The 24,280-nt window shown below is 41.1% G+C and carries 26 protein-coding genes; 24 read left to right on the plus strand and 2 right to left on the minus strand.

The annotated features are described in order from the left end of the window. The first annotated feature begins 24 nt into the window (after positions 1–24). The 6 genes from BK583_RS01780 to pyrG all read left to right on the plus strand — a co-directional run bounded on the left by BK583_RS01780 (position 25) and on the right by pyrG (position 6,508). Positions 25–1,212, plus strand: a complete 1,188-nt coding sequence (locus tag BK583_RS01780) for an acetyl-CoA C-acetyltransferase (RefSeq protein ID WP_055735450.1) — start codon at positions 25–27, stop codon at positions 1,210–1,212. Then, on the plus strand, positions 1,212–2,063 hold the full coding sequence (locus BK583_RS01785; RefSeq protein ID WP_055735449.1) for a 3-hydroxybutyryl-CoA dehydrogenase: 852 nt from the start codon (positions 1,212–1,214) through the stop codon (positions 2,061–2,063). The genes BK583_RS01780 and BK583_RS01785 overlap by 1 nt, the downstream gene beginning before the upstream one ends. Then, the gene (locus BK583_RS01790) at positions 2,056–3,198 is read left to right on the plus strand and encodes an acyl-CoA dehydrogenase (protein ID WP_055735448.1); all 1,143 of its coding nucleotides are present in this window, start codon (positions 2,056–2,058) and stop codon (positions 3,196–3,198) included. Before BK583_RS01785 ends, BK583_RS01790 begins: the two co-directional genes overlap by 8 nt. 64 nt (positions 3,199–3,262) lie before the next feature. Beyond that, on the plus strand, positions 3,263–3,895 hold the full coding sequence (locus tag BK583_RS01795) for a TetR/AcrR family transcriptional regulator (protein WP_236702343.1): 633 nt from the start codon (positions 3,263–3,265) through the stop codon (positions 3,893–3,895). A 140-nt stretch (positions 3,896–4,035) separates the two neighbouring features. Then, positions 4,036–4,554, plus strand: a complete 519-nt coding sequence (rpoE, locus tag BK583_RS01800) for a DNA-directed RNA polymerase subunit delta (protein ID WP_055735447.1) — start codon at positions 4,036–4,038, stop codon at positions 4,552–4,554. Between the two features lie 343 nt (positions 4,555–4,897). Next, positions 4,898–6,508 carry a CTP synthase gene (gene pyrG / locus BK583_RS01805; protein WP_038484132.1) on the plus strand — a complete coding sequence of 537 codons (1,611 nt, stop codon included), beginning with the start codon at positions 4,898–4,900 and terminating at the stop codon, positions 6,506–6,508. A gap of 156 nt (positions 6,509–6,664) precedes the next feature. Here the strand turns inward: pyrG and BK583_RS01810 are convergent, their stop codons facing one another. Further along, the gene (locus BK583_RS01810) at positions 6,665–7,177 is read right to left on the minus strand and encodes a DUF2529 family protein (protein WP_055735446.1); all 513 of its coding nucleotides are present in this window, start codon (positions 7,175–7,177) and stop codon (positions 6,665–6,667) included. A 146-nt stretch (positions 7,178–7,323) separates the two neighbouring features. Between BK583_RS01810 and BK583_RS01815 the strand changes: the two genes are divergently transcribed. From BK583_RS01815 to BK583_RS01855, 9 genes are all read left to right on the plus strand, one after another. Then, entirely contained in the window at positions 7,324–7,665 is a 342-nt protein-coding gene (locus BK583_RS01815) for a response regulator (RefSeq protein WP_038486291.1), read from the plus strand. 229 nt (positions 7,666–7,894) lie between these two features. Beyond that, the gene (gene fba / locus BK583_RS01820; RefSeq protein WP_038484126.1) at positions 7,895–8,758 is read left to right on the plus strand and encodes a class II fructose-1,6-bisphosphate aldolase; all 864 of its coding nucleotides are present in this window, start codon (positions 7,895–7,897) and stop codon (positions 8,756–8,758) included. Between the two features lie 88 nt (positions 8,759–8,846). After that, the gene (gene fsa / locus BK583_RS01825; RefSeq protein ID WP_055735445.1) at positions 8,847–9,482 is read left to right on the plus strand and encodes a fructose-6-phosphate aldolase; all 636 of its coding nucleotides are present in this window, start codon (positions 8,847–8,849) and stop codon (positions 9,480–9,482) included. Positions 9,483–9,566: 84 nt separating this feature from the next. Next, positions 9,567–10,853: a UDP-N-acetylglucosamine 1-carboxyvinyltransferase gene (gene murA / locus BK583_RS01830; protein ID WP_038484120.1), complete on the plus strand. Its 1,287-nt coding sequence runs from the start codon at positions 9,567–9,569 to the stop codon at positions 10,851–10,853. Positions 10,854–10,882: 29 nt separating this feature from the next. Continuing rightward, complete coding sequence (gene glpX / locus BK583_RS01835; RefSeq protein WP_035394268.1) at positions 10,883–11,848, plus strand: class II fructose-bisphosphatase; 966 nt, start codon at positions 10,883–10,885, stop codon at positions 11,846–11,848. Between the two features lie 261 nt (positions 11,849–12,109). Continuing rightward, positions 12,110–13,378, plus strand: a complete 1,269-nt coding sequence (rho, locus tag BK583_RS01840) for a transcription termination factor Rho (RefSeq protein ID WP_038484117.1) — start codon at positions 12,110–12,112, stop codon at positions 13,376–13,378. 99 nt (positions 13,379–13,477) lie between these two features. Continuing rightward, positions 13,478–13,720 (plus strand): type B 50S ribosomal protein L31, encoded by a 243-nt coding sequence (locus BK583_RS01845; protein ID WP_035394274.1) that lies wholly within the window; start codon positions 13,478–13,480, stop codon positions 13,718–13,720. A gap of 66 nt (positions 13,721–13,786) precedes the next feature. Beyond that, positions 13,787–14,359, plus strand: a complete 573-nt coding sequence (locus tag BK583_RS01850; RefSeq protein WP_038484113.1) for a thymidine kinase — start codon at positions 13,787–13,789, stop codon at positions 14,357–14,359. An 84-nt stretch (positions 14,360–14,443) separates the two neighbouring features. Further along, complete coding sequence (locus tag BK583_RS01855) at positions 14,444–14,869, plus strand: membrane lipoprotein lipid attachment site-containing protein (protein ID WP_038484110.1); 426 nt, start codon at positions 14,444–14,446, stop codon at positions 14,867–14,869. Between the two features lie 45 nt (positions 14,870–14,914). Here BK583_RS01855 and BK583_RS01860 read toward each other — a convergent pair whose 3' ends face one another. Continuing rightward, the gene (locus BK583_RS01860; RefSeq protein WP_055735443.1) at positions 14,915–16,234 is read right to left on the minus strand and encodes an FAD-dependent oxidoreductase; all 1,320 of its coding nucleotides are present in this window, start codon (positions 16,232–16,234) and stop codon (positions 14,915–14,917) included. Positions 16,235–16,389: 155 nt separating this feature from the next. Between BK583_RS01860 and prfA the strand changes: the two genes are divergently transcribed. The 9 genes from prfA to BK583_RS01905 all read left to right on the plus strand — a co-directional run bounded on the left by prfA (position 16,390) and on the right by BK583_RS01905 (position 24,268). Continuing rightward, on the plus strand, positions 16,390–17,460 hold the full coding sequence (gene prfA, locus BK583_RS01865) for a peptide chain release factor 1 (RefSeq protein WP_038484105.1): 1,071 nt from the start codon (positions 16,390–16,392) through the stop codon (positions 17,458–17,460). Then, a complete protein-coding gene (gene prmC, locus BK583_RS01870) occupies positions 17,460–18,299 on the plus strand; it encodes a peptide chain release factor N(5)-glutamine methyltransferase (RefSeq protein ID WP_055735442.1) in 840 nt (279 codons plus the stop codon). Before prfA ends, prmC begins: the two co-directional genes overlap by 1 nt. 79 nt (positions 18,300–18,378) lie before the next feature. Then, positions 18,379–18,984 carry a stage II sporulation protein R gene (gene spoIIR, locus BK583_RS01875; RefSeq protein ID WP_038484099.1) on the plus strand — a complete coding sequence of 202 codons (606 nt, stop codon included), beginning with the start codon at positions 18,379–18,381 and terminating at the stop codon, positions 18,982–18,984. A gap of 55 nt (positions 18,985–19,039) precedes the next feature. Next, positions 19,040–19,486, plus strand: coding sequence for a GNAT family N-acetyltransferase (locus BK583_RS01880; RefSeq protein ID WP_055735441.1), 447 nt, complete (start codon positions 19,040–19,042; stop codon positions 19,484–19,486). A gap of 223 nt (positions 19,487–19,709) precedes the next feature. Then, a complete protein-coding gene (locus BK583_RS01885) occupies positions 19,710–20,732 on the plus strand; it encodes an L-threonylcarbamoyladenylate synthase (protein WP_236702342.1) in 1,023 nt (340 codons plus the stop codon). 206 nt (positions 20,733–20,938) lie between these two features. Continuing rightward, positions 20,939–21,742, plus strand: coding sequence for a ribonuclease E inhibitor RraB (locus BK583_RS01890; protein WP_055735440.1), 804 nt, complete (start codon positions 20,939–20,941; stop codon positions 21,740–21,742). A 147-nt stretch (positions 21,743–21,889) separates the two neighbouring features. Beyond that, positions 21,890–22,432 carry a manganese efflux pump MntP gene (locus BK583_RS01895; RefSeq protein ID WP_038484090.1) on the plus strand — a complete coding sequence of 181 codons (543 nt, stop codon included), beginning with the start codon at positions 21,890–21,892 and terminating at the stop codon, positions 22,430–22,432. Positions 22,433–22,496: 64 nt separating this feature from the next. Beyond that, positions 22,497–22,928, plus strand: a complete 432-nt coding sequence (locus BK583_RS01900; RefSeq protein ID WP_055735439.1) for a low molecular weight protein arginine phosphatase — start codon at positions 22,497–22,499, stop codon at positions 22,926–22,928. Positions 22,929–22,948: 20 nt separating this feature from the next. After that, a complete protein-coding gene (locus tag BK583_RS01905; protein ID WP_055735438.1) occupies positions 22,949–24,268 on the plus strand; it encodes a methyl-accepting chemotaxis protein in 1,320 nt (439 codons plus the stop codon). Positions 24,269–24,280 lie beyond the last annotated feature (12 nt).

Genomic DNA, 24,280 nt, shown 5'->3' on the forward strand with positions numbered 1-24,280 from the left:
TTCGCTCGATGAGGAGAGTGTCTTATGAAATCGGTAATCATTGATGGTGCACGAACACCAATTGGAAAAATGGGTGGAGCATTGGCTTCATTCAAAGCAACCGATTTAGGTGGATTTGCTTTAAAAGAGGCATTAACTCGAAGTCAGCTAGACCCAGAAGCTGTTGATGAAGTCATTATGGGCCATGTCCTGCAAGCAGGAGTAGGGCAATTACCTTCCAGACAGGCAATGCATGCAGCGGGTATTCCCTGGGAAGTGAAAACAGAGACAATTAATAAAGTGTGTGCATCCGGTATGCGAGCAGTAACGATGGCTGATCTATCAATTCGTTCTGGAGAAGCTGAAGTGGTTCTAGCAGGAGGGATGGAATCCATGTCTAATGCGCCTTACTATATGCCAAAAGCGCGCTTTGGGGCAAGGATGGGCGATACCACGCTTATTGATGGAATGGTTTATGATGGGTTAACATGTTCATTTACAAATGTTCATATGGGAGTGTATGGAAATCGTACTGCTGAAGATTTGAATCTGTCACGAGACGAACAAGATCTCTGGGCTGCACGAAGCCAAGAATTAGCTGTTAAAGCGATTGAAAGCGGTATCACGAAAGAGGAAATTGTTTCTGTCGAAGTAAAAGGGCGAAAAGGCGAGAAGACCATCATTGATCAAGACGAAAGCCCACGTAAAGGTACAACAGTGGAAAGCCTCAACCAACTAAAACCCGTATTTGGGCGAGACGGTACGATTACGGCTGGAAATGCACCGGGTGTAAATGACGGTGCATGCGCTATGCTCCTTATGAGTGATGAACGTGCTAAAAAAGAAGGGAAGACTCCACTTGCAACGATTGTTTGCCATGAACGTATTGCTGTAGAGCCAAAGGATTTTCCGAAAACACCGGGTCTTGTCATTAACAAACTTCTGGAAAAGGCATCTGTGTCTTTAAGTGATATCAAGCGATTTGAAATCAATGAAGCGTTTGCCGCTGTTGCCCTTGCAAGTAATCAATTAGCAGAGTTAGACGAAACAAAAGTAAATGTTAATGGTGGTGCGGTTGCTTACGGTCATCCGATTGGTGCGAGTGGTGCTAGAATTATTCTTACATTAGCATATGAATTAAAACGAATTGGTGGTGGATATGGCATCGCTTCAATATGTAGCGGCGGTGGCCAAGGTGATGCCGTTCTAGTGTACGTAGAGGAGAACGCTTAATGAAAACAAAAACGATAATGGTAATCGGTGCAGGGCAAATGGGGTCTGGCATTGCGGAAGTATTTGCAGCAAAAGGGTACGTGGTTCTGCTGCATGATCAAAAACAAGAGCTTTCGCAAGCCGCTGTGGACGGTATGGAAAAAAGGTTGCAACGACTAGTAAATAAAGGGTACATGGAGCAGACAGCTGTCACGTCAACTCTCGCTCAAATCACGCCAATATCGGATATGCACCAAGCTGCATCGGCTGATCTTATTATTGAAGCGGCTACAGAAAACGTTGATATTAAGAAGCATATCTTTAAGGAGATGGATCGCTATGCCAAAGCAGACGCGATTCTAGCTACGAATACATCTTCCTTACCAATTACGGACTTAGCAAGTGTAACCAATCGACCAGAAGCTGTTATTGGCATGCACTTTATGAACCCTGTACCGAGGATGAAATTAGTTGAAATTATCCGTGGCTTAGCTACAAGTGAGGGCGTCTTTCAAACGATTGAAGCACTCTCCTACCAGCTTGATAAAGTGCCTGTGTGCTCAGAGGATTTTCCTGGTTTTGTCTCAAATCGTATTTTAATGCCAATGATTAATGAGGCGGTTTTCACTCTTTATGAAGGTGTTGCCACAGCTGAAGATATTGATACCGTCATGAAGCTTGGCATGAACCATCCTATGGGTCCATTAACGCTGGCAGATTTTATCGGATTAGATACATGTTTATCTATTATGAACGTGCTGCATGAAGGATTTGGTGATGATAAGTACCGCCCGTGTCCGTTACTAAAAAAATACGTGCAAGCAGGTTGGCTTGGAAAAAAAGTAGGCAGGGGGTTCTTCCAATATGAGTAGTGTTTTTTTTAATGAAGAACAATTAATGATGAAGAAAATGGTGCAAGAGTTTGCGCGAGAACAAATTGCGCCTAAGGTCGAAAAGATGGAAGAGGAAGATTGGTTTCCGCGTGATATTCTCAAGCAAATGGGGGAGCTAGGTTTAATGGGGGTGCCTGTTCCTGAGAAGTATGGTGGTGCAGGGATGGACTTTGTTTCCTATATCATTGCCGTTCATGAAATTTCGAAGGTAAGCGCAAGTATTGGCTTAATTATGAGTGTGCATACTTCAGTTGGAACGATTCCAATTGTTTTATATGGAACAGAAGCGCAAAAGAAAAAATATGTCCCAAAACTAGCAGCAGGGGAATGGATAGGTGCGTTTTGTTTAACGGAGCCAAACGCAGGCAGTGATGCAAAAGCGTTACAAACAAGAGCAGTAAAAGACGGCGATGACTATATACTAGATGGCTCGAAAGTCTTTATTACCAATGGTGGAGAGGCAGGAACCTATCTTGTTTTTGCGGTAACGGACCCAAAGGCGGGCTCAAAAGGAATATCGTGTTTCATTGTGGAAGACGGCACACCTGGACTTATTATTGGTAAAAAAGAAAAGAAGCTAGGTCTCTATGGTTCATCCACAACAGAAATCATTCTTGAACAATGTCGAATTTCAAAGGATCAACGCTTAGGAGAAGAAGGAGAAGGGTTGAAAATTGCTCTTGCTAACTTGAATTCAGGACGCATTGGAATCGCAGCCCAATCTCTAGGTATTGCAGAAGCAGCACTTGAAGCTGCGACAAATTACGCTAATGAACGAAAGCAATTTGGAAAGAAATTAAGTCAGCATCAAGGGCTCGCGTTTAAATTAGCAGATATGGCAACAGATACAGAGGCAGCCAAACAATTAACGTATTCTGCGGCGTTTCTTAAAGACAAAGAGATTCCTTGTGCAAAAGAAGCGAGCATGGCGAAGTTATTTGCCTCTCGAGCGGCAATGGATGTTGCTACGAAAGCCATTCAAGTTTACGGTGGGTATGGGTATATGAAAGAATACCCTGTAGAGCGTTATTTCCGAGATGCGAAAGTGTGCGAGATTTACGAAGGGACGAGTGAAATCCAGCAAATGGTTATATCGAGACAACTTTCCTCGTAAAAACGATTTGCGCTTATTCCCTCCGTGTTAAAATGGTAGAATCGTATTGACAGGAGTGGGTGAAGTGGCTGGGAAAAAAGTAATTCCTTCAATGGTGAAAGATGAAAAACTAATAAAAAAGCGTCGTCAACAGATGATTAAAGGTGCGGTAAGTCTTTTTATAGAAAAAGGTTTCCATCGAACGACAACGAGAGAGATTGCCAAAGAATCAGGATTCAGCATAGGCACGCTCTATGAATACATTGGAACGAAAGAAGATGTGCTTTATCTTGTCTGTGACTCCATTTACGATGAAGTGATGGAGAGTGTGAAGCGGCTGCTTGATGAAAGTGGTACCCCGTTAGACCGCTTAAAAATTGCCATTCGTGCGTACTTAGCGGTTGTCGATGAAAAGCAAGACGAAGTACTTGTGATGTACCAAGAAACAAAGTCTCTCCCGAAGGAGACGTTGCCTTATGTTCTAAAGAAAGAATTAGAGATGGTAACGCTGATGGAATCGTTTATTGGTGCTTGTGTGCAAAATGGAGATATGCAAATAAGTGAGAAGCAACAGCATTTATTAGCTCATAATATTCTCGTTTTAGGACAAATGTGGACGTTTAGGCGCTGGTCCATGCAAAAGCAGTTAGATATTGACGAATACAGTGATTTACAAATTAAACAGTTACTTTCTTCGCATGTTTTGTTAGACTCGTAGTAAATGGTTGCTGCGAGTTTTTCATTATGGCTAGAAATAAACGTAAATCTTGTTTATAATGGAACGTATGATTTTAGCAGTAAATGGCTTACACTAATAGATGGTACGATTTATGAAGATGATGGAGGGTGTGCCCGATTATGGTTGATTTGCAATCTTTGAATCAAGAACAACTTGATGAAATGTCCATGGTAGAAGCAGCGTTTGCAATTATGGTGGATCAGAAAAAGGCGTTTAATTTCTATGATTTACTAGAGGAAGTAGCGAAATTAAAAGGGTTGTCAAGATCAGAAGCAGAGGCAAGAATTTCTTTCTTATATACTGATTTAAATATTGATGGGCGTTTCCTAACGCTTGGAGATAACCAATGGGGTTTAAAAGCTTGGTATCCCCACGAGCAATCTGAAGAAGAGATTACGCACTCTGTTAAACCGAAGCGTCGTAAAACGGACGAAGATGAAGATGACTTTGATGCTATTGATGAGCTTGAAGAGGACGAATTTGAAGACTTGGAAGATGAGCTCGATGAATTAGCGGATGAGGAAGATCATGACGAAGAAGAAGACGAAGATGATGATTTCACGGATAAAGACGAAGATGAAGACTTAGGTGATTTTGACGATGACGATGAATCATCAAGTGAAGAAGAGGAAGATTAAAAAGTCTGCTTGACTTCTACGTGATAACTCGGTAAAATCATTTTTGGGCTTATCATGAGCTTATATAATGGAAATAATAAACAAAAGTGCGCCCCATAGTATGCCTATGGCGACGTGTCACTTTTGTTTTTTTTTTGATAGATGAGCCAATTTTATAACGATCGAAGAAGTCGAATAGACGAACAAGATATAGAAAAACGCACGTACCTGTTCGTTAAGAAATTTTAAAGTAGGTGTTCACTTTGTACGCCATTAAAATTTACTAAGTGACTTATGATGTGTGAAATTGATTCAGGAGCATGTTAGCGCAAGATCCCCTTAAAAGCGAAGAGGAGGAAGTAGGATGGCAGCGAAATATATATTTGTTACAGGTGGCGTAGTTTCTTCATTAGGAAAAGGGATTACAGCTGCATCATTAGGTAGACTACTAAAAAATCGTGGGTTGAAGGTGACCATTCAGAAATTTGATCCATATATTAACGTCGATCCAGGAACAATGAGTCCGTATCAGCATGGAGAAGTGTTTGTGACTGATGATGGTGCAGAAACAGACTTAGATTTAGGTCATTACGAGCGTTTTATTGATATTAACCTTAGTCAAAATTCTAATGTCACGACAGGTAGAGTGTACTCAACTGTATTAAAGAAAGAGCGTCGTGGTGATTACCTTGGCGGTACAGTTCAAGTTATCCCGCACGTAACAAACGAGATTAAAGAACGTGTACTCCGTGCAGGTAGAGAAACGGGTGCAGACGTTGTCATTACGGAAATTGGTGGTACAGTAGGTGATATCGAAAGCTTGCCGTTTCTAGAAGCAATCCGCCAAATTAAGAGTGACGTGGGAATGGAGAATGTCCTTTATTTACATTGTACCCTCATTCCATATTTAAAAGCTGCTGGAGAAATGAAATCAAAACCAACTCAGCACTCTGTTAAAGAGTTGCGTTCGTTAGGGATTCAACCAAACGTCATCGTAGTACGCACAGAGCGTCCAGTACCTCAAGAAATGAAAGATAAGATTGCGTTATTCTGTGACATTCGTAAAGAAGCCGTAATTGAAGCAGGAGACGCAGATACCCTTTATCAGGTTCCACTTGATCTACAAGCTCAAAAGCTTGATCAAATTGTCTGTGATCACTTGCACTTGCAATGTCCAGAAGCAAATATGGATGAGTGGAGCGCCCTTGTTAACCGTGTTAGCAACTTAAGTAAGAAAGTTCGTATTGCCTTAGTTGGTAAATATGTTGAATTACAGGATGCGTATCTTTCAGTAGCAGAGGCGTTACGCCATGCAGGTTATAATGTCGATGCTGATATTGACATTGACTGGGTATATTCAGAGCAAGTCAATGATGCAAATGTGGCTGAACGCTTAAAAGAGGCAGATGGCATTCTTGTCCCTGGTGGATTTGGTGATCGTGGTGTTGAAGGGAAAATTGCTGCTACTCGTTATGCGAGAGAAAATAAAATACCGTTTCTTGGGATTTGTTTAGGCATGCAGCTTGCATCTGTTGAATTTGCTCGTACGGTTCTTGGGATGAACGGAGCACATTCTGCTGAATTAAATCCAACGACACCCTATCCAGTCATTGATTTACTTCCAGAACAAAAAGATGTTGAAGACTTAGGAGGAACCCTTCGTTTAGGTTTATATCCTTGTAAATTAAAAGAAGGTTCTCTTGCCCGTTCTGCATACGGCGAAGAAGTCGTTTATGAGCGTCATCGTCATCGTTATGAGTTTAACAATGAATATCGTCAACAAATGGAAGAGGCTGGATTTGTTTTCTCTGGTACGAGCCCAGATGGACGTTTAGTGGAGATTATTGAAATTGCCGATCATCCATATTTTATTGCCAGTCAATTCCATCCAGAGTTTGTGTCACGTCCAACTCGTCCACAACCGCTATTTAGAGAATTTGTGGCGAAATCATTAGAAGTAAAAGAACAGCAATAAGAGAGTAGTCAAGAGGCTACGCCAAAAGGTGATAGGTTATCCCTTTATAGGCGTAGCCTCTTTTTTTGATTTGTAAGAGCCAGTCAACGACTGTGAGTTTAGATTTACTTTTCATGTCGTCCTATGAAAAAAAGACTAAAGGTGATGGCTCAACCATTAGTCTTTTAGTTCATTTACAATATCAAGGGTGTTTAGATAGAGCTGGTTGTACATATAGAGTGTGGCAATTAAGCCTGGGTGTCCAATCCGTTCTCCTTGCTCGTTAGGGGTCAAGCCCTTTGTGAGGCCAAGCTCTATTACGCTATCAGCATCGATTTCGTTACCAATACAATCCCCAGTGATCATTAATACGACAGGTACGCCTGCTTCGCTGCAATCCTTTAGAAGTTTTGTTGTTTCAGAGTCGCTTGCATCAGGTGAAAAGAGAAGGAAGCGATCGACTGAAGAAAGGGTCTGATTTCTGTAGATTTCTCCATTTGGCAACGATTCATAACTTGCCGTTGTTGCATATTCAAGTGCTTTAAGTTCTGCTATCCCCTTGACATAGATGGTGCCATTTGCCATGATCGATTGTGATAAGAGTCTGGCGGCATTTTCAAGTTCATCTAGCTGGGTATCATTTATCTTTTTTAATAACCCTATAAGTTGAGTAGTGTAAATCTTATCCATATCTGTACCTCTCTCACGAATTACTTGTTATTATTCTAGTTTCCTGTAAGATAAAATGCAAATTATTAAAGGAAACCCACGAAACAACACGAATAAGTTTACAATGGAGAGGACGACTAGGAGGAGTGTTAACGGTGCATAATGTAATGATTGTAGACGATCAATTTGGAATACGAGTATTATTAACGGAAATCTTGCAAAAAGATGGCTATCAAATGTACCAAGCTGCTAACGGGAAAGAAGCGCTCGATATACAAGAACTTGAAAAGATCGACATTGTTCTGTTAGACATGAAAATTCCTGGTATGGACGGAGTAGAAATACTAAAGAAGATGAAAGAGCGCCAACCGACCATTAAAGTCGTTATGATGACAGCCTACGGTGAGTTAAAGATGGTGAACGAAGCATTGGAAAACGGGGCGATTAGTTACATGGCCAAGCCGTTTGACATTGAAGATGTAAGGCAAGTGATTCGCCATAATCTCTAAAAGTGTCAAAGTTTGAAAATGGATCCGTTTACATTTAATTTCTAACTCTTTCCTAGGTCAAATCGAAAAAAGATATGCTATAATAGATTCGATTAAAGATTCGTGTGCCTAGGTAGAATAGTTATTTTATATTTATTTCTTTACATAACTTTCGAATATAAGGTTATTTTAACAATAAATGAAGATGGACTTATTCCACCTATGGTAAGAGAAATGAAGGAGGACAATCATGCCTTTAGTATCGATGAAAGACATGTTGAACAAAGCGAAAGCGGAAAGCTACGCAGTTGGTCAATTTAATTTAAACAACTTGGAGTTTACTCAAGCAATTCTGCAAGCAGCCGAAGAAGAGAAATCACCAGTTATTCTTGGTGTTTCTGAAGGTGCGGCTCGTTACATGGGTGGATTCAAAACAATCGTTGGATTAGTAGAAAACCTAATGGAAGAGTACAAAGTTACCGTTCCAGTTGCGATTCACTTAGACCACGGTTCAAGCTTTGAGAAATGTGTAGAAGCGATTCATGCTGGTTTTACATCTGTCATGATTGACGGCTCTCACTATCCGTTAGAAGAAAATATTGCGTTAACGAAAAAAGTTGTTGAAGTTGCACATGCGCTTGGTGTTTCTGTTGAAGCAGAACTAGGTCGTATTGGTGGACAAGAAGATGACTTAATCGTTGATGATGCAGAAGCGGCGTATGCTATTCCTGAAGAGTGTAAAGAGTTAGTTGAAGCAACAAATGTTGATTGCTTTGCTCCTGCACTTGGTTCTGTACACGGACCGTATAAAGGTGAACCAAATCTTGGTTTTGATCACATGAAAACCATCGATTCACTTGTCGGTATTCCACTTGTGCTACATGGCGGAACAGGTATTCCGACGAAGGATATCCAAAAAGCGATTGAATTTGGTCATGCCAAAATCAATGTAAATACAGAAAGTCAAATTTCATCAGCTAAAGCTGTTCGTGAAACATTGGCAGCTCAACCTGAGCAATATGACCCACGTAAATATTTAGGACCAGCTCGTGACGCGATTAAAGCAACAGTCGCTGGAAAAATGAGAGAATTTGGTTCTTCAAATAAAGCGTAAGGCGAGACGAAATTTAATAAAAGCAGTCTACGACTGCTTTTATTTCCATTTATGAATGTAAACGTTTTTTTTAATAGGGGGATATGACATGAAGTTTTTTATCGATACGGCAAACCTTTCTGAAATTAAAGAAGCACACGAACTTGGTATTTTGGACGGTGTAACAACAAACCCTACTCTTGTAGCGAAAGAAAATGTAGAATTCCATGATCGAATTAAAGAAATTGCGGCAGTCGTCCCAGGAAGTGTCAGTGCAGAAGTCATTTCATTAAAGGCAGAGGAAATGATTCGTGAAGGAAAAGAGCTTGCAGCCATTGCAGAGAATATTACCGTTAAAGTTCCGATGACAGTTGATGGCTTGAAAGCCGTTCATGCATTAACGGAAGCTGGAATTCAAACAAACGTAACGCTCATCTTCTCTGCTGCTCAAGCATTATTAGCGGCACGTGCAGGCGCTACGTATGTATCTCCATTTTTAGGTCGCTTAGATGATATTGGACATGACGGACTAAATTTAATTACAGATGTTCGTACCATCTTTGACACTCACGGTTTGGATACTCAAATTATCGCTGCCAGTGTTCGTCACCCAATCCATGTAAACGAAGCTGCAAAACGTGGTGCGCATATTGCAACCATTCCACTTAAAGTCATTAAACAACTTACACAACACCCACTCACAGATAAAGGCATTGAGCAGTTTCTTTCTGACTGGAACAAATAATGTGGGAAAATTGGATTTGTGCATCAAGATTAACTCTGAACATACTTATTCAAAGGGGACTAGGTATAAAAGGAAGGGATTATCATGCATAAACTGCTAATAAAAGGTGGGCAAACCCTTGAAGGTTCTGTGCAGATTAGTGGCGCAAAGAATAGTGCCGTTGCACTTATTCCAGCTGCTATTCTAGCAGATAGTCCAGTTGTAATTGATAACTTACCATCCATATCTGACGTTGAGCTTTTAGCAGAGCTTTTACGTGAGATTGGTGGTGAAGTTACAATGGACGATCAACAGATGGAAATTAAACCAGAAAACATGGTTGCTATGCCATTGCCAAATGGACGAGTAAAAAAATTACGCGCATCGTATTATTTAATGGGCGCCATGCTAGGGAAATTTAAAAAAGCTGTAATTGGCTTGCCTGGTGGTTGCAATTTAGGTCCAAGGCCGATTGACCAGCACATAAAAGGATTTGAAGCGCTCGGCGCTCGTGTAACTAATGAGCAGGGAGCCATTTATTTGCGTGCGGATGAACTACAAGGAGCGAAGATTTACCTTGACGTTGTTAGCGTAGGTGCAACCATTAATATTATGCTTGCTGCCGTTAGAGCAAAAGGGCAAACCATCATTGAAAATGCTGCAAAAGAACCAGAGATTATTGATGTAGCCACACTTTTAACAAGCATGGGTGCTAAAATTAAAGGTGCTGGAACGAATGTCATTCGAATAGAAGGCGTGAATCATTTAAAGGGCTGTACCCACTCTATTATCCCAGACCGGATTGAAGCCGGTACATATATGATAATGGCTGCGGCAATGGGACAACGGGTGCAAATTGATAACGTTATTCCAACTCATTTGGATTCCATCACAGCAAAGCTTAGAGAGATGGGCACGAAGGTTGAAGAAAAAGATGACCAAATGATTGTGGAGGGAATGTTGGATAAAAAAGGTGTCGACATTAAGACGCTTGTTTATCCAGGTTTTCCTACGGATTTGCAGCAACCATTTACAAGCCTTCTAGTTAGTGCCAAGGGTACTAGCATAGTAACGGATACGATTTATGATGCCCGGTTTAAACACGTAGATGAACTCAGGCGCATGGGGGCTAACGTCAAAGTGGAAGGCCGATCGGCCATTGTGAATGGGCGTTCTCCGTTGCAAGGAGCTAATGTTCGTGCTAGTGATTTACGGGCAGGAGCTGCGCTTATCGTAGCGGGATTGATGGCTGAAGGAATTACAGAGATATCTGGTCTTGAGCACATTGATCGGGGTTATGAACATTTAGAAGAGAAACTTCGAAACTTAGGTGCCATTGTATGGCGCGAAGAGTTAAACGAAGAAGAAATTGAGCAAGTGAATCAATCATAGGGGTCTTAGAATCGGGAGGATAATAGAGTATGGAACGCAGTTTGTCAATGGAACTTGTCCGAGTAACAGAAGCAGCCGCACTTGCTTCAGGTCGTTGGATGGGCAGAGGAAATAAAGAAGAAGCTGATCGAGCGGCTACAGAAGCAATGAGAGATGTTTTTGATACGATACCAATGAAGGGTACAGTCGTTATTGGTGAAGGTGAAATGGATGAAGCGCCAATGCTTTATATCGGAGAGAAATTAGGAAATGGCTATGGTCCTCGTGTAGACGTAGCGGTTGACCCACTTGAGGGGACAAACATTCTTGCTTACGGTCAATGGAATGCACTTGCCGTTCTTGCTGTTGCAGATCACGGGAACTTGTTACATGCTCCTGATATGTACATGGACAAACTTGCCGTTGGTCCAGAAGCGGTTGGAAATGTCGATATTGATGCACCGGTTCTTGATAATCTAAAGGCTGTTGCGAAAGCAAAAAATAAAGATATAGAAGACTTAGTTGTTGTTTTATTAAATCGACCTCGCCATGAGAAATTAATTCATGACATTCGAAAAGCTGGTGCGCGAATTAAATTACTATCTGATGGAGATGTCGCTGCGGCTGTAAATACAGGCTTTGATGACACAGGTGTAGACCTTTTAATGGGCTCAGGTGGCGCGCCAGAAGGCGTTTTGGCTGCGGTAGGTTTAAAATGTCTAGGTGGAGACTTCCAAGGGAAATTATTGCCTCAATCAGAGCTTGAGCTTTCTCGTTGTAAAGAAATGGGCATCGCTGATGTAAACAAGATTCTTCGTATGGAAGACCTTGTGCGTGGTGATGACTGTATTTTTGCTGCAACAGGTGTAACCGATGGCGAATTGCTAACAGGCGTACGTTATAAAGGGACGAAAGCTAATACACAATCGATTGTCATGCGTGCGAAATCAGGTACAGTTCGTTTCGTTGAGGGAACACATAGTATGAAAAAGAAACCAGATCTAGTGATGCGTTAACACAGCAATACCTTAAAGTGAATGTTTGTCGAATAGTGAAAAGGGAGTTTTCTCCCTTTTTTTATTGATTAATTCTACTAAATGTGGTTAAAATAAAGTTTAGTTACTTTCCTTCTATAATAACTTTTCTCCATTTTCCTTCCCTGTTAAAAATTCATGACTAACGTTAAATGAAAATTTTATAAGTGTATCAAGACAATTTCGTTCATTGTCTATAAAAAGGAATGAGTAGAACGATAATGATAAAGCGTGGTGACTTTGATGAGCGTAAATATAACAGAATTAGAGAATATGACGTTAAAAGAGCTGTATGAACAAGCGAAAACGTTTAAAGTCTCTTATTACAGCAAACTAACAAAACGAGAACTTATTTTTGCTATTTTAAAAGGACAAGCGGAGCAAGATGGGCTTTTATTTATGGAAGGCGTATTAGAAATTATTCAAAGTGAGGGCTTTGGATTTCTGAGACCAATTAATTATTTGCCAAGTACGGAAGATATTTATATTTCTGCATCGCAAATACGTCGATTTGATTTACGAAATGGAGATAAGGTTTCTGGAAAGGTTCGACCGCCAAAAGACAATGAGCGCTATCACGGACTGCTGCACGTAGAAGCGGTTAATGGTGATTCGCCGGAAACGTCAAGAGATCGTCCTCATTTTCCAGCACTTACCCCTTTATATCCTGATGTGAAGATTGATTTAGAGTCAAAGCCCGGTCGTGTTTCGTCCCGTATTATTGATATGGTGTCACCAGTGGGTTTTGGTCAACGTGGACTAATCGTTGCGCCGCCGAAAGCCGGTAAGACTTCTTTAATGAAAGAAGTTGCCAATAGTATAGCGGAAAAACATCCTTCGGTTGAATTAATTGTCCTGTTAATCGATGAGCGTCCAGAAGAAGTAACCGATATGGAACGTTCAATCAAAGGGGAAGTCGTAAGTTCAACATTTGACGAAGTGCCAGAAAACCATATTAAGGTAGCTGAGCTTGTATTAGAGAGAGCGATGCGTCTTGTCGAGCATAAGAAAGATGTCGTTATTTTAATGGATTCCATTACTCGTCTTGCTCGAGCGTACAATCTTGTCATTCCACCAAGCGGACGAACGTTATCTGGAGGGATTGATCCAGCTGCTTTTCATCGTCCAAAACGCTTTTTTGGAGCAGCGAGAAACATTGAGGAAGGCGGAAGTTTAACGATTTTAGCGACAGCCCTTGTCGATACAGGTTCAAGAATGGATGACGTTATTTACGAAGAATTTAAAGGAACGGGTAATATGGAGCTTCATTTAGACCGCCGTCTTGCTGAAAGAAGAATTTTCCCGTCCATTGATATTCGTCGTTCAGGTACAAGAAAAGAAGAGCTTCTTATGCCAAAAGCGCAGCTCGATAAGCTGTGGACAATTCGTAAAACGATGAATGAATCACCAGATTTCACCGATCAATTCATTCGCCGAGTGAAGGAAACGAAGACGAACGTCGAGTTCTTTGAGGAAATGCAGGCAGAAATGACAGGCAAGCGACGGTCATAAAAGTTGATCTTGCAAATTTGGTGTAGGCTTGATATAATTTCGATTATGTGAGGAAAACTCTGTTTCGAATAGATTCAGGGCAAAAGGAGATGAAATGCAATGAAAGCTGAAATCCATCCAACGTACCAAAAAGTTGTATTCTTAGATACAAGCACGGGCTTCAAGTTTCTAACTGGTTCTACTCGTGGTTCTAATGAGACAGTTGAGTGGGAAGATGGCAACACTTATCCACTTATTAAAGTTGAGATTTCTTCGGATTCACACCCATTCTACACTGGTAAGCAAAAGCTTGCTGATGCAGGTGGCCGTGTTGATAAATTCAAAAAGAAATACAACCTATAAGCAACAAAAGACAGGCAGTCATAGTGCCTGTCTTTTTTTATGACATAAGCGTATGAGGAGGGGCAAATGGCACAGCTATTTTTTAAGTATGGTGCAATGAATAGTGGAAAATCATTTGAGATTTTAAAGGTGGCTTCGAACTACGAAGAGCAGAATAAGCCTGTTTTGTTATTTACTTCCGGCATTGATACACGAGATGAAGTCGGGTATGTATCAAGTCGTGTAGGATTAAGGAGAGCGGCTATTTCTGTTTTTAGTGATACAAACCTTTTTGACGTTGTGAAGCATGCTGAGCAAAAGCCCTATTGTGTACTCATTGATGAGGTTCAATTCTTATCAAAGGAACATGTGCTGCAATTAGCTAGAATTGTAGACGAATTGACCATTCCAGTCATGGCTTTTGGGCTGAAAAATGATTTTCAAAATGAATTATTTGAAGGAAGTAAGCAAATGCTTATTCAAGCAGATAAAATTGAAGAAATGAAAACCATCTGCTGGTTTTGCCATAAAAAAGCGATTATGAATTTACGTGTAGATGAACAAGGAAAACCTATTTATACAGGAGATCAAATTCAAATTGGAGGCAATGATCAATACTATCCTGTCTGCCGCAAATGTCACCGTAATCCGCCTTTGTAAGTTCAGTCATTAGAGTATGGAAAAAAAGTTCTTGTGGAACCCTAAAGGAGCCGTATAACTGTACGGCGCAAAAGGGGGAGAAGCATGAAGAAGATCACAACTGGGTTCGTCGCTTTGGTCATTTTGGCAGGGTGTGGAAGTGACATGGGTGCAGCGGATGTTCATGAGAAGCATGATCATGGCAGAGGTGCCTTTGGACCAGGTCCTTTAAACTTTGAGCATATGAAACATGAACAGGATTCATACCCACAAGGACAAACGAATCTTGGAGCAAGTTATGTGAATCCGAGTGCCAAACACAGAACGTTAGAAGAAGATGGGCAGCTTGTCGAAGAGATCATTGAGGAGCATGGATTCAGATCGGGCATTGCCATTGTGAATGGTGGCCATATCTATGCGAAAGCTCATCCAGACAATAGTTGGGATAAAGCGGAACAAGAGCAGCATAAGAGAGAATTAGAGAAGGCGCTCGAGAGAGGCATTCCACGCTACCAAGTTCATCTACGTTAAAAAAAGCTGACCCGAGATGTACATCTTCGGGTCGGCTTTTTGCGGCTACGACCGTCTTCTTGCTGTTTGTTGAAGTGGATCCCAGACACTGTTAAATGGTGGAGAATAGCCAAGGTCTAGTTCCTCTAGATCTTGCATCGTCATCCCGTGATAGAGGGCTGTTGCTAACACATCGCATCGTTTATCGACACCTTTTGTACCAATAAATTGCCCCCCTAATACTTCTTCTGTTTTCTCGTTGTATTGAAGACGAATAAAAAGAGGTTCGTGGGTAGGGTAATAAGCAGCAACGTGAGGAAGTCTCGCTTGGACACATTTGTAGGCGTATCCTAGTTCTTCAATTTCACGGGAAGATAATCCGGTTCGTGCCAACGTTAAGTCGAAAAACTGATAAATTTGTGTACCGACAATGCCCTTAAACACCCGTGGCTTTCCGCACATATTTAATCCTGCTATCCGTCCTTGTTTATTTGCGTGCGTACCGAGTGGAAGATACGTGTCTTTATTGGTTATACGATGGTATTGAGTAGCGCAATCACCAGCTGCATAAACATCTTTCAAATTTGTTTCCATATAACGATTTACTTTAATGGCACCATGCTTATCGAGGTGTATGCCTGTATCTGTTAAAAAGTCCGTATTAGGACGAACGCCAACAGCAACAATGACTAAATCGGTTTCGCATGTAGACAGGTTGGTGATAACAGATGTAACGTTGCCTTCTTCGTCTCCTTCAAACCCGATAATGTCATGATTTAAATCAAGCTGAATACCTTCTTCAATGGCTTTCTCGTGGATATGATCAGTCATTTCTTTATCAAAGTTCATCGCTAGTCGAGCTGAACGTTCAAGAATTCGAACTTTGTGACCTGCTTTACATACATTTTCAGCAATTTCAAGACCAATGGAACCACCACCAATAACGGTAATGTTTCTTCGTTTTTCTTTTAATCGCTGGATGATTTTCTTTGCGTCGGGAATCGTTTTTAATGTATAGATGCCTTTTAGGTGATTGTTGTTCCAATCAGGAACGAAAGGTCTAGCACCAGAAGCGATTAGTAATTTATCATAGCCGATCTCAAAATTCTTACCGATGACACGCTTTTCGTCCACGTTAATGGATGTTACTTCGTGCTCTGTTCGGGCGTCGATGCCATGCTTAATACGATACGTTTCGGCATCTCGGGCAACGAGCTTTTCTTCCTTCTCGATATCGCCACCAATCCAATAAGGAAGACCGCATTGCGCATAAGAATAATATTCTCCTTTTTCAAGCACTGTAATGTCGGCTTGTGCATCATTTCGAACAAGCTGCATTGCTGCACTCATTCCTGCTGCATCGCCACCTATAATGACATAGTTCACCTGTATCCCGCCTTTTTAAAAACTCAGTTCTATTTTAGGTAGTATTCCCAACAAGGAATGGGTGCAAACCGTTCGAACAGGGTGCATTGACCATTAGAAGTGCCATATACTATAATAGTAAGGATATGTAGCGGAAATAAAGATGAGGTGACGTCGTGTTAGATCGTTTACAATCTGTTGAAGATCGTTATGATTTTTTAAACGAACAACTAAGTGATCCAGATGTAATTAGTGATACCAATAAATTACGTGAGTACTCAAAAGAGCAAGCACAAATAGAGGAAACCGTTCAAGCATACCGTGACTATAAAGAAGTTCACGAACAATTAAATGAAGCAAAAGCCATGCTTGAAGATAAATTAGATGATGAGATGTATCAAATGGTCAAAGAAGAGCTTGATGAGCTTTCCAATCGAAAAGAAGAATTGGAAGCTCGTTTGAAAATCTTGCTTTTACCAAAAGATCCAAACGACGATAAAAACGTTATTGTTGAAATTCGGGGAGCTGCTGGAGGAGATGAAGCCCAGCTTTTTGCTTCGGACTTATTTAAAATGTACTATCGTTTTGCGGAGATGCAAGGATGGAAAACAGAGATAATTGAAGCCCAAGCAAATGAAATTGGTGGCTATAAAGAAGTTATCTTCATGGTGAACGGAACAGGTGCTTACTCAAAGCTTAAGTATGAAAACGGTGCTCACCGTGTACAACGTGTGCCAAAGACAGAATCTGGCGGACGCATTCATACGTCTACAGCAACAGTGGCTGTATTGCCTGAAGCTGAAGAAGTCGAAATCGATATTCATGAGAAAGACATTCGTGTGGATACGTTCACTTCAAGTGGCCCTGGTGGTCAAAGTGTAAATACGACGATGTCAGCCGTTCGTTTAACTCATTTACCTACGAATACAGTTGTTTCGTGCCAAGATGAGAAATCACAAATTAAAAACAAAGAAAAAGCAATGAAAGTGCTTCGAGCACGTATCTTTGATAAAGTGCAGCAAGAAGCGCAGGCAGAATACGCAGATGCGCGTAAAACCGCTATCGGTACAGGTGATCGCTCTGAGCGAATTCGCACGTACAATTTCCCTCAAAGTCGTGTAACAGATCATCGCATCGGCTTAACGATTCAAAAGCTTGAGCAAATCTTGCAAGGTCAACTTGATGAAATTATTGATGCGCTTATTGTGGAAGAGCAATCTGAAGCGATGAAGAATGCGGAATCGTAATGAAGAAGACAGTATACGAAGCTCTGAACTGGGCTTCGTCTTTTTTGCGAAGTCATGGGCTCGAGGAACCGGCAGGAGAATGGTTGCTGCGCCACCATCTGAAGACAAATCGTGCTGCGCTATTAGCCAGTTTTCATGATGATATGAGCGAAGACGTTTGGCTCGCGTTTAAAGCAGATGTTGAGACGTTACCTTCAGGTATACCCGTACAGCATATCATTGGCTCGGAGTCGTTTTATGGACGTGTTTTTAGCGTATCAGGGGATGTCCTCATTCCTCGGCCAGAAACAGAGGAACTAGTTGAAGCAGTTCTTGAAAGGTTAGAAGGAACGGAACGAATCGTTGATATAGGAACGGGAAGTGGCGCCATCGCCATAACTCTTCAATTAGAGTCACCCGGTACAGAAGTAACGGCGATTGATCTTTCAGAGAAAGCATTAAACGTTGCCCAAGAAAATGCAAAGACATTAGGTGCCACAGTACGGTTCAAACAAGGTGATCTGTGTCAGCCTGTTAAAGGGGAGTGTTTTGACGTTATTGTGTCAAACCCCCCTTATATACCGGAAAGAGATCGTGCTTCATTAGCTGAACAAGTGAGGGAGTATGAACCTGAGCTCGCTTTATTTGCTGGAGATGATGGACTAGCCGTTTACCGTCGTTTAGCGACTGAGCTTTTTGAGCATGTCCGTGATGGCTCTCTCATTGCTCTTGAAATTGGAACAGGGCAGGGAAATGCGGTAAAGCAGTTATTTCAGGAGCAATTTCCAAAAGCCGCGATTGAAATTCGCTTTGATATTAATGAAAAAGATCGAATTGTATTGATTGATGTTCGATTATAGATAAAGAGAATGTCGAACGATTTTGTGTTTAAACGGTGCTTGCCCTGTCCATGCTATGAGGGAAGGGGCGGTGCTCGGTATGAAAGCAAAAGCAATTATCTATCTATTAATCTCTTTATTTGTAGGGCTAATGAGTTGGGAATCACAAAATGCACAAGCGGTTAGTCAGTTTCATCAAGAAGTGAATGAAGAAGAGGCTATTCGCTTACGTATTTTAGCAAATAGCAATTCTGTTAGTGATCAAATGTTAAAACGGGATATCCGTGATGAAATAAATGCAGAAATTACAAAATGGGTTCAAGAAGTGAAAACGTTTGAGGAAGCAGTAGCAATAATTGAAGGCAACATGGATGAAATGGAAGCAATTGTTGCACGTGAGTTGAGCAAATACAACAAAAATCAAGATTATACTGTTGCATTTAACGAAGACGTTTCGTTTCCGACAAAGCTTTATGGAGACCTTGTTTATCCTGCAGGTGCCTACCAAGCCGTTCTCGTGACAATTGGAGAGGGAGAAGGCGAAAACTGGTGGTGTGTATTATTCCCGCCATTATGTTTTCTAGATATGGATAATGCAGAAGCAAAAGAAGTAGATTCAGAATCCAATGAAGACGATCTTGAAGTCGAAACATCTTTTTTTATAGTAGATATGTTTGAATCCGTATGGGATCGGTTATTTGGATAGTAGTCATATTTGTACAAGCCTCCTCATAAAATGAACAAAAAGGAGGACGTCTCATATGTCATTAACGGTTCGGAAAATGGAAGAAACGGACGTGTTGGCGGTTCAACATTTATTTGCACGGGTTGGCTCTGCTAAAACGCCGAATCAAATAGATAGTTTTGTTGTGGTGGAAAATGAAGAAGGAACTTTAGTAGGCACAGTTGGGTTAGACAAAGTGCTAGATCTAGGGCTGTTACGCACCCTTGTTATAGACAGTCAAAAAACCCATGCTATGGCGGCTGTTGAGTTTATTCAATTAGCATTAGCGTTTGCGCATTCTGAAGGCGTAAACCATGTGTATGCTCTAAGCAGCGGAAAGGCGTCTTTATTTGAGCCATTAGGCTTCCAACAAATTTCTAAACGATTAATACCTGAAGAAATCAAGCAATTGGAGCATTATCAACATATATCGAGCATAGATGACACGATTGCATGGTCTTATAACTGTTCGCATATTGTGTAAGACTTGTGGATTTGTGTATAAGTATTGTGTATAAGCGCGGAAAAGTTCAATTATAGCTGAATTTATCAACTTATAAACAGTTTATCCACAGCGGTGGATAAACTGTTTTTTCTTTTGATGCAATCGATAGATTAGTCTGATAAAATAGAGTAAACCTTTATAGAATAGGCATTTGAAGATTAGGATAAAAAAGTTTCGTTAGAATGAAAGAGGCGAACAGATCGTGAGTTATAAACAGACAAAGATTTGGAATGTGGATAACGATGATATGAAGAAGGGGGAACCCCTATTATTACAAGAACCGACAATGTGGATAAGGGATAATAAGCTTATTGCGTTTCCTACTGAAACGGTATATGGCTTAGGGGCAAACGCGCTATCTGATGAAGCGGTCAGCAAAATCTTTTATGCAAAAGGAAGACCGAGTGACAATCCACTTATTGTCCACATAGGTGAGAAAGAACAGTTGAACGAATTAGTAGAGGACATTCCTGAAGTGGCCCATCGTTTAATGCAGGTTTTTTGGCCTGGGGCGCTTACGTTAATTTTTAAAGCAAAGCCGGTCTTATCAACTAATGTCACTGCAGGTTTAGAAACGGTAGGTATACGAATGCCGTCTAATCCGGTGGCAAGAGGTTTTTTAAAAGCGTGTCAGCTACCTATTGCCGCTCCTAGTGCAAATCAATCAGGTCGTCCCTCACCAACAACAGCAGCCCATGTTCTACAGGATTTGAACGGGAGGATTGATGGGATCATTGACGGGGGGAAAACAGGCATTGGGTTAGAATCAACCGTATTAAGCATCGTTGAAGAGACTCCTGTACTCTATCGTCCTGGAGGGGTGACGAAAGAGGACATTGAAGAGGTTATTGGACCAATTGATGTGGATAAAGCGTTGTTAAGCACGAAGGAACAACCTAAATCACCTGGTATGAAGTATACCCATTATGCACCTGAAGCAGATGTGTATATAGTGGAAGAGCCAAAGCAATTTCATTCTGCTATTCAACGGGCAAAAGCAAACGGTAAGCGGGTAGGTGTAGTGGCAAGTGAGCTGTATAAGGAAGCAGATGAATCGTTTGTGGTTCACTCCGTACAGGACTTAGCCCAATCGTTCTATTATTCACTTCGTTTATTTGATGAAAAAGCTGTATCGGTCATTTTAGTCGAAGCCGTTTCAACAAAAGGTGTTGGGGCCGCTATAATGAACCGGCTTGAAAAAGCAGCGGGTGGAAAACGTATATAGAAAAGAAGAGTCTTCAGATTAAAGGAATGGTTTGCGGACAAGGTGAATAGTGTAGGAGAGGATTGGCTTACACACATTAACAAACAAGCTAGTGTCTACCGATAAGTAGAAAGAAAAGAATCACTAGCAGCCTCGCGGTTTAGTGGCACATGCGTCTGAATCTGCATGAAGAAAGAATAACGTCGTCATATGAAAAGGAGCGAAAAATGGAGCGTTCAAAACAAGTGTTTTCTTACAAAACAGAAGTGGATCCGGAAACAGAGATCATTTATGGTCACGTCACAATGATGACGGATCGAAAAGCAGCGGATGTTCCATATTATGTAATATCAGATGAAGTATTCGCAGTAGACGAGGATTCTTTTGCAGACAAGCCTGGTGTAAATGATTTATTGGGAATGCTTGAGTTTTTTTATACGGAATCAGATCGTTTACTCGATACCGTAGTCGTATTTCCTCAAATGCGTGATGACCTTATTCGAATGGAGGCATTTGCTGATTGGTTGCAACAATGGCAGCGCTATTTCTATCTCTCCAATGTGAAAGATATTGGCTTTATCGTTTCCCATACTCAACCTGAGAGTGAGCGTTTTTGCATGATTTTAGAGGAATTAGGCTTTGAAGAGATGCTTTCTTCAGAAGAAGAACACCAATCATTTTACTTTTACAATGTGACCTATATTACACCTGTAGATTTTCCTAATGATGATGATGGCGCTGTGTTACAGAGTTTGAAAGACTCAGGTGTTGATATGAGTAAGCCACGAGAAGTGGAGTTTATATTACTTTGTCCTAATCGACGATCTGCTCGAAAAGTAGCAAAGTTAGTTGAACTCGAAGGCTATGAAGTTGATGTTGACGAAGATGAAGAGCATGAAGAATTTGTTTTGGTGTGTAAGAAAGTGATTCATCTCACCCATGCTGAAATTGTGAAGCACCAACACGATCTAGAAGAAATAACGGCAAGATATGAAGTGAAAATAGATGGTTGGGGTGCGATGGTCGATTAAGGCTACCTAACATTAAAAAGACCCTCTCATTTATAAAATGAGAGGGTATTTGCTGTTCCCATTTATATGACCATCTTATTAGCCTGTCTAAAATCTCTCGGACGTGCATACATTCGAATAGCATGTTTTTACGGGAGGAGTTAAACAATGCACGAGATTGTGACGATAATGATTATGGCAGCAGCTTTAGGAATGGATGCATTTTCGGTAACCTTAGGAATGGGGATGCTCGGTCTTACGGGAAAGCAAGTGTTCCGCATTGGTCTTACGATCGGTGCTTTTCACGTCTTTATGCCGTTACTCGGTATGATAACAGGCCAATGGCTTTCAGGTAAGTATGATGTGATCGCAACCTACATAGGTGGAGGACTTCTTCTAATTATAGGTGTACAAATGCTTCTAGCTTCTTTTTCGGAAGAAGAACATTCAAAACTAAAACCAGTAGGCATTGGATTGCTTTTGTTTGCTTTAGGTGTAAGTTTAGACAGTTTTTCAGCAGGCTTATCGTTTGGTATTTTAGGGACGAAGGTCATGTTGACGGTAGTAAGTATTGGAGCTGTCAGTATGATATTAGCTTGGTTGGGCTTACTAATTGGCTCTAAATTTCATAAACTCATTGGTTCGTATGGAGAACTATTAGGCGGGGTTATTTTAATTGGATTTGGTTTAAAAATCATGCTTCCACTTTAATGAATCAGTTAGTACACATGTGCTAAACTAGTGAAACATTGATGAAAAGTGAAGGAGTGGAACCATGGATAAGAAGAATATTTTAGTCGTTTGTACAGGGAATACGTGTCGCTCACCATTAGCCGAGGCCTATTTAAAGAAATATGGAAGTGAGCACGTGAATGTTAAATCGGCAGGTGTAAGTGCTGCGTATGGACATGCAATTTCTAACGGTTCTAAAAAAGTATTGGAAAAAGAAGGAATAGAGCTGAATCATGCGTCACAACCTCTATCAGAAGAACTGATTCAATGGGCAGATGAAGTACTAACCATGTCTTCTACTCATAAACAAATTGTAGAAGAACGTTACCCTCATCAAAATGTGTCTACACTACAAGAGGCGGCTGGAAAAGAAGGCCATGATATACAGGATCCTTTTGGTGGTACAGATGAGGAGTATGAACAAACTGCAAAAATGATTAAAAAAGCCGTTAAAGACTTTCTGCGGCAATCTTAAATAGAAAAGGATGAATGGGAATGGAAGCAGAAACAAGTGTCTCTAAAAGGTACAGATTCAGTATTCGGAAGAAAATTGTATTAGGGGTTAGCGCTGTTGCGGTTATAACGTTTGCTAGCAGTGCGATCATCCTGTACTTTTTAGCAGATTTTTTTGCTTCATTCCTTAATATAGATCCAACTTGGCTCACATTACTTGTTTTGCTAGCGGGTGTAGTATGGAGTGGGATACTTGGTTATTTTCTATCGAATATTATAACGAAGCCTCTCGCTCAGTTAGAACAAGCCGTTGCGGAAGCGGCAGCTGGTGTCATTGATCAAACTGTCGAGCTTTCAAAATCAGATGATGAACTGCGTGCATTAGGTGTCGCATATAATAAGATGCTTACGAATTTAAATGGAATGGTTCGTGAAATCGATCGAAACTTTGTTGAAACAGATGAGCGTGTTCAGCAATTAGGACTAGCAACAGCTACTTCCTCATCTCAAGCAGAGCAAATTGGCTTTACAATGGGTGAAATTGCTAGTGGAGCAGAAAATGCTGCACAAGCCATTCAAGAAACGGTTTTCTCTCTTGAAACGACAACGGAAATGGCCAACGAGATGCAAGAGAAAGCCTCTTTGTCGTCAAAGCAAGCATCAGAGATGGGGCAGCTTCTTGAAACAAGTCGGGTCATGACGACGAGTCTTGTAAAAGGGATAGGCGATCTAACGACAAAGCAAGAGCATTCGCTGGATTCAGTTCATCGCCTTGAAGAACAAGCGCAAGAAGTAGAAGGGATTACAGCTGTCGTCGGTGCCATTGCCAAGCAAACAAATTTACTTGCGCTAAACGCCTCTATTGAAGCTTCGCGTGCTGGAGAGCACGGACGAGGATTTGCTGTAGTGGCGAGTGAAGTTCGGAAGCTGGCTGACGAAAGTACACAAGCGGTTGAATCCATTAACGAATTAATTACGACCATTCAAGAAGAAGTGAAACAAGTTGTTAAGAATATTGAAGAACAAGTAGATGTGGCGAGAATCCAAACAGAGCAAGGTGAAAAAACGACAACGGCGCTATTGGAGATGGAATCATCTGCCAAAACCGTTACAGATATGATTAAGATCATTTCTACTTTGTCGGACAAGCAGAAGGAATCCATTGAAGCCAGTTCTGTAAAAACAGAGGAAGTGGCAGCAATTGCAGAGCAAACGTCTGCTGGTGCACAAGAAGTCACAGCGATGACTGAGGAACAAACTGTGGCGTTGAATGAGATTGAGACATTATCTAAAGATTTATCAAATCAAGCCAAGGAATTGAAGACAACGATCGAAAAGTTTACAATAGAATCAAACCAATAGAAGCGTCCTAAA

It is taken from the genome of Shouchella oshimensis (assembly GCF_002019765.1).
Lineage (GTDB): Bacteria > Bacillota > Bacilli > Bacillales > Bacillaceae_D > Shouchella > Shouchella oshimensis.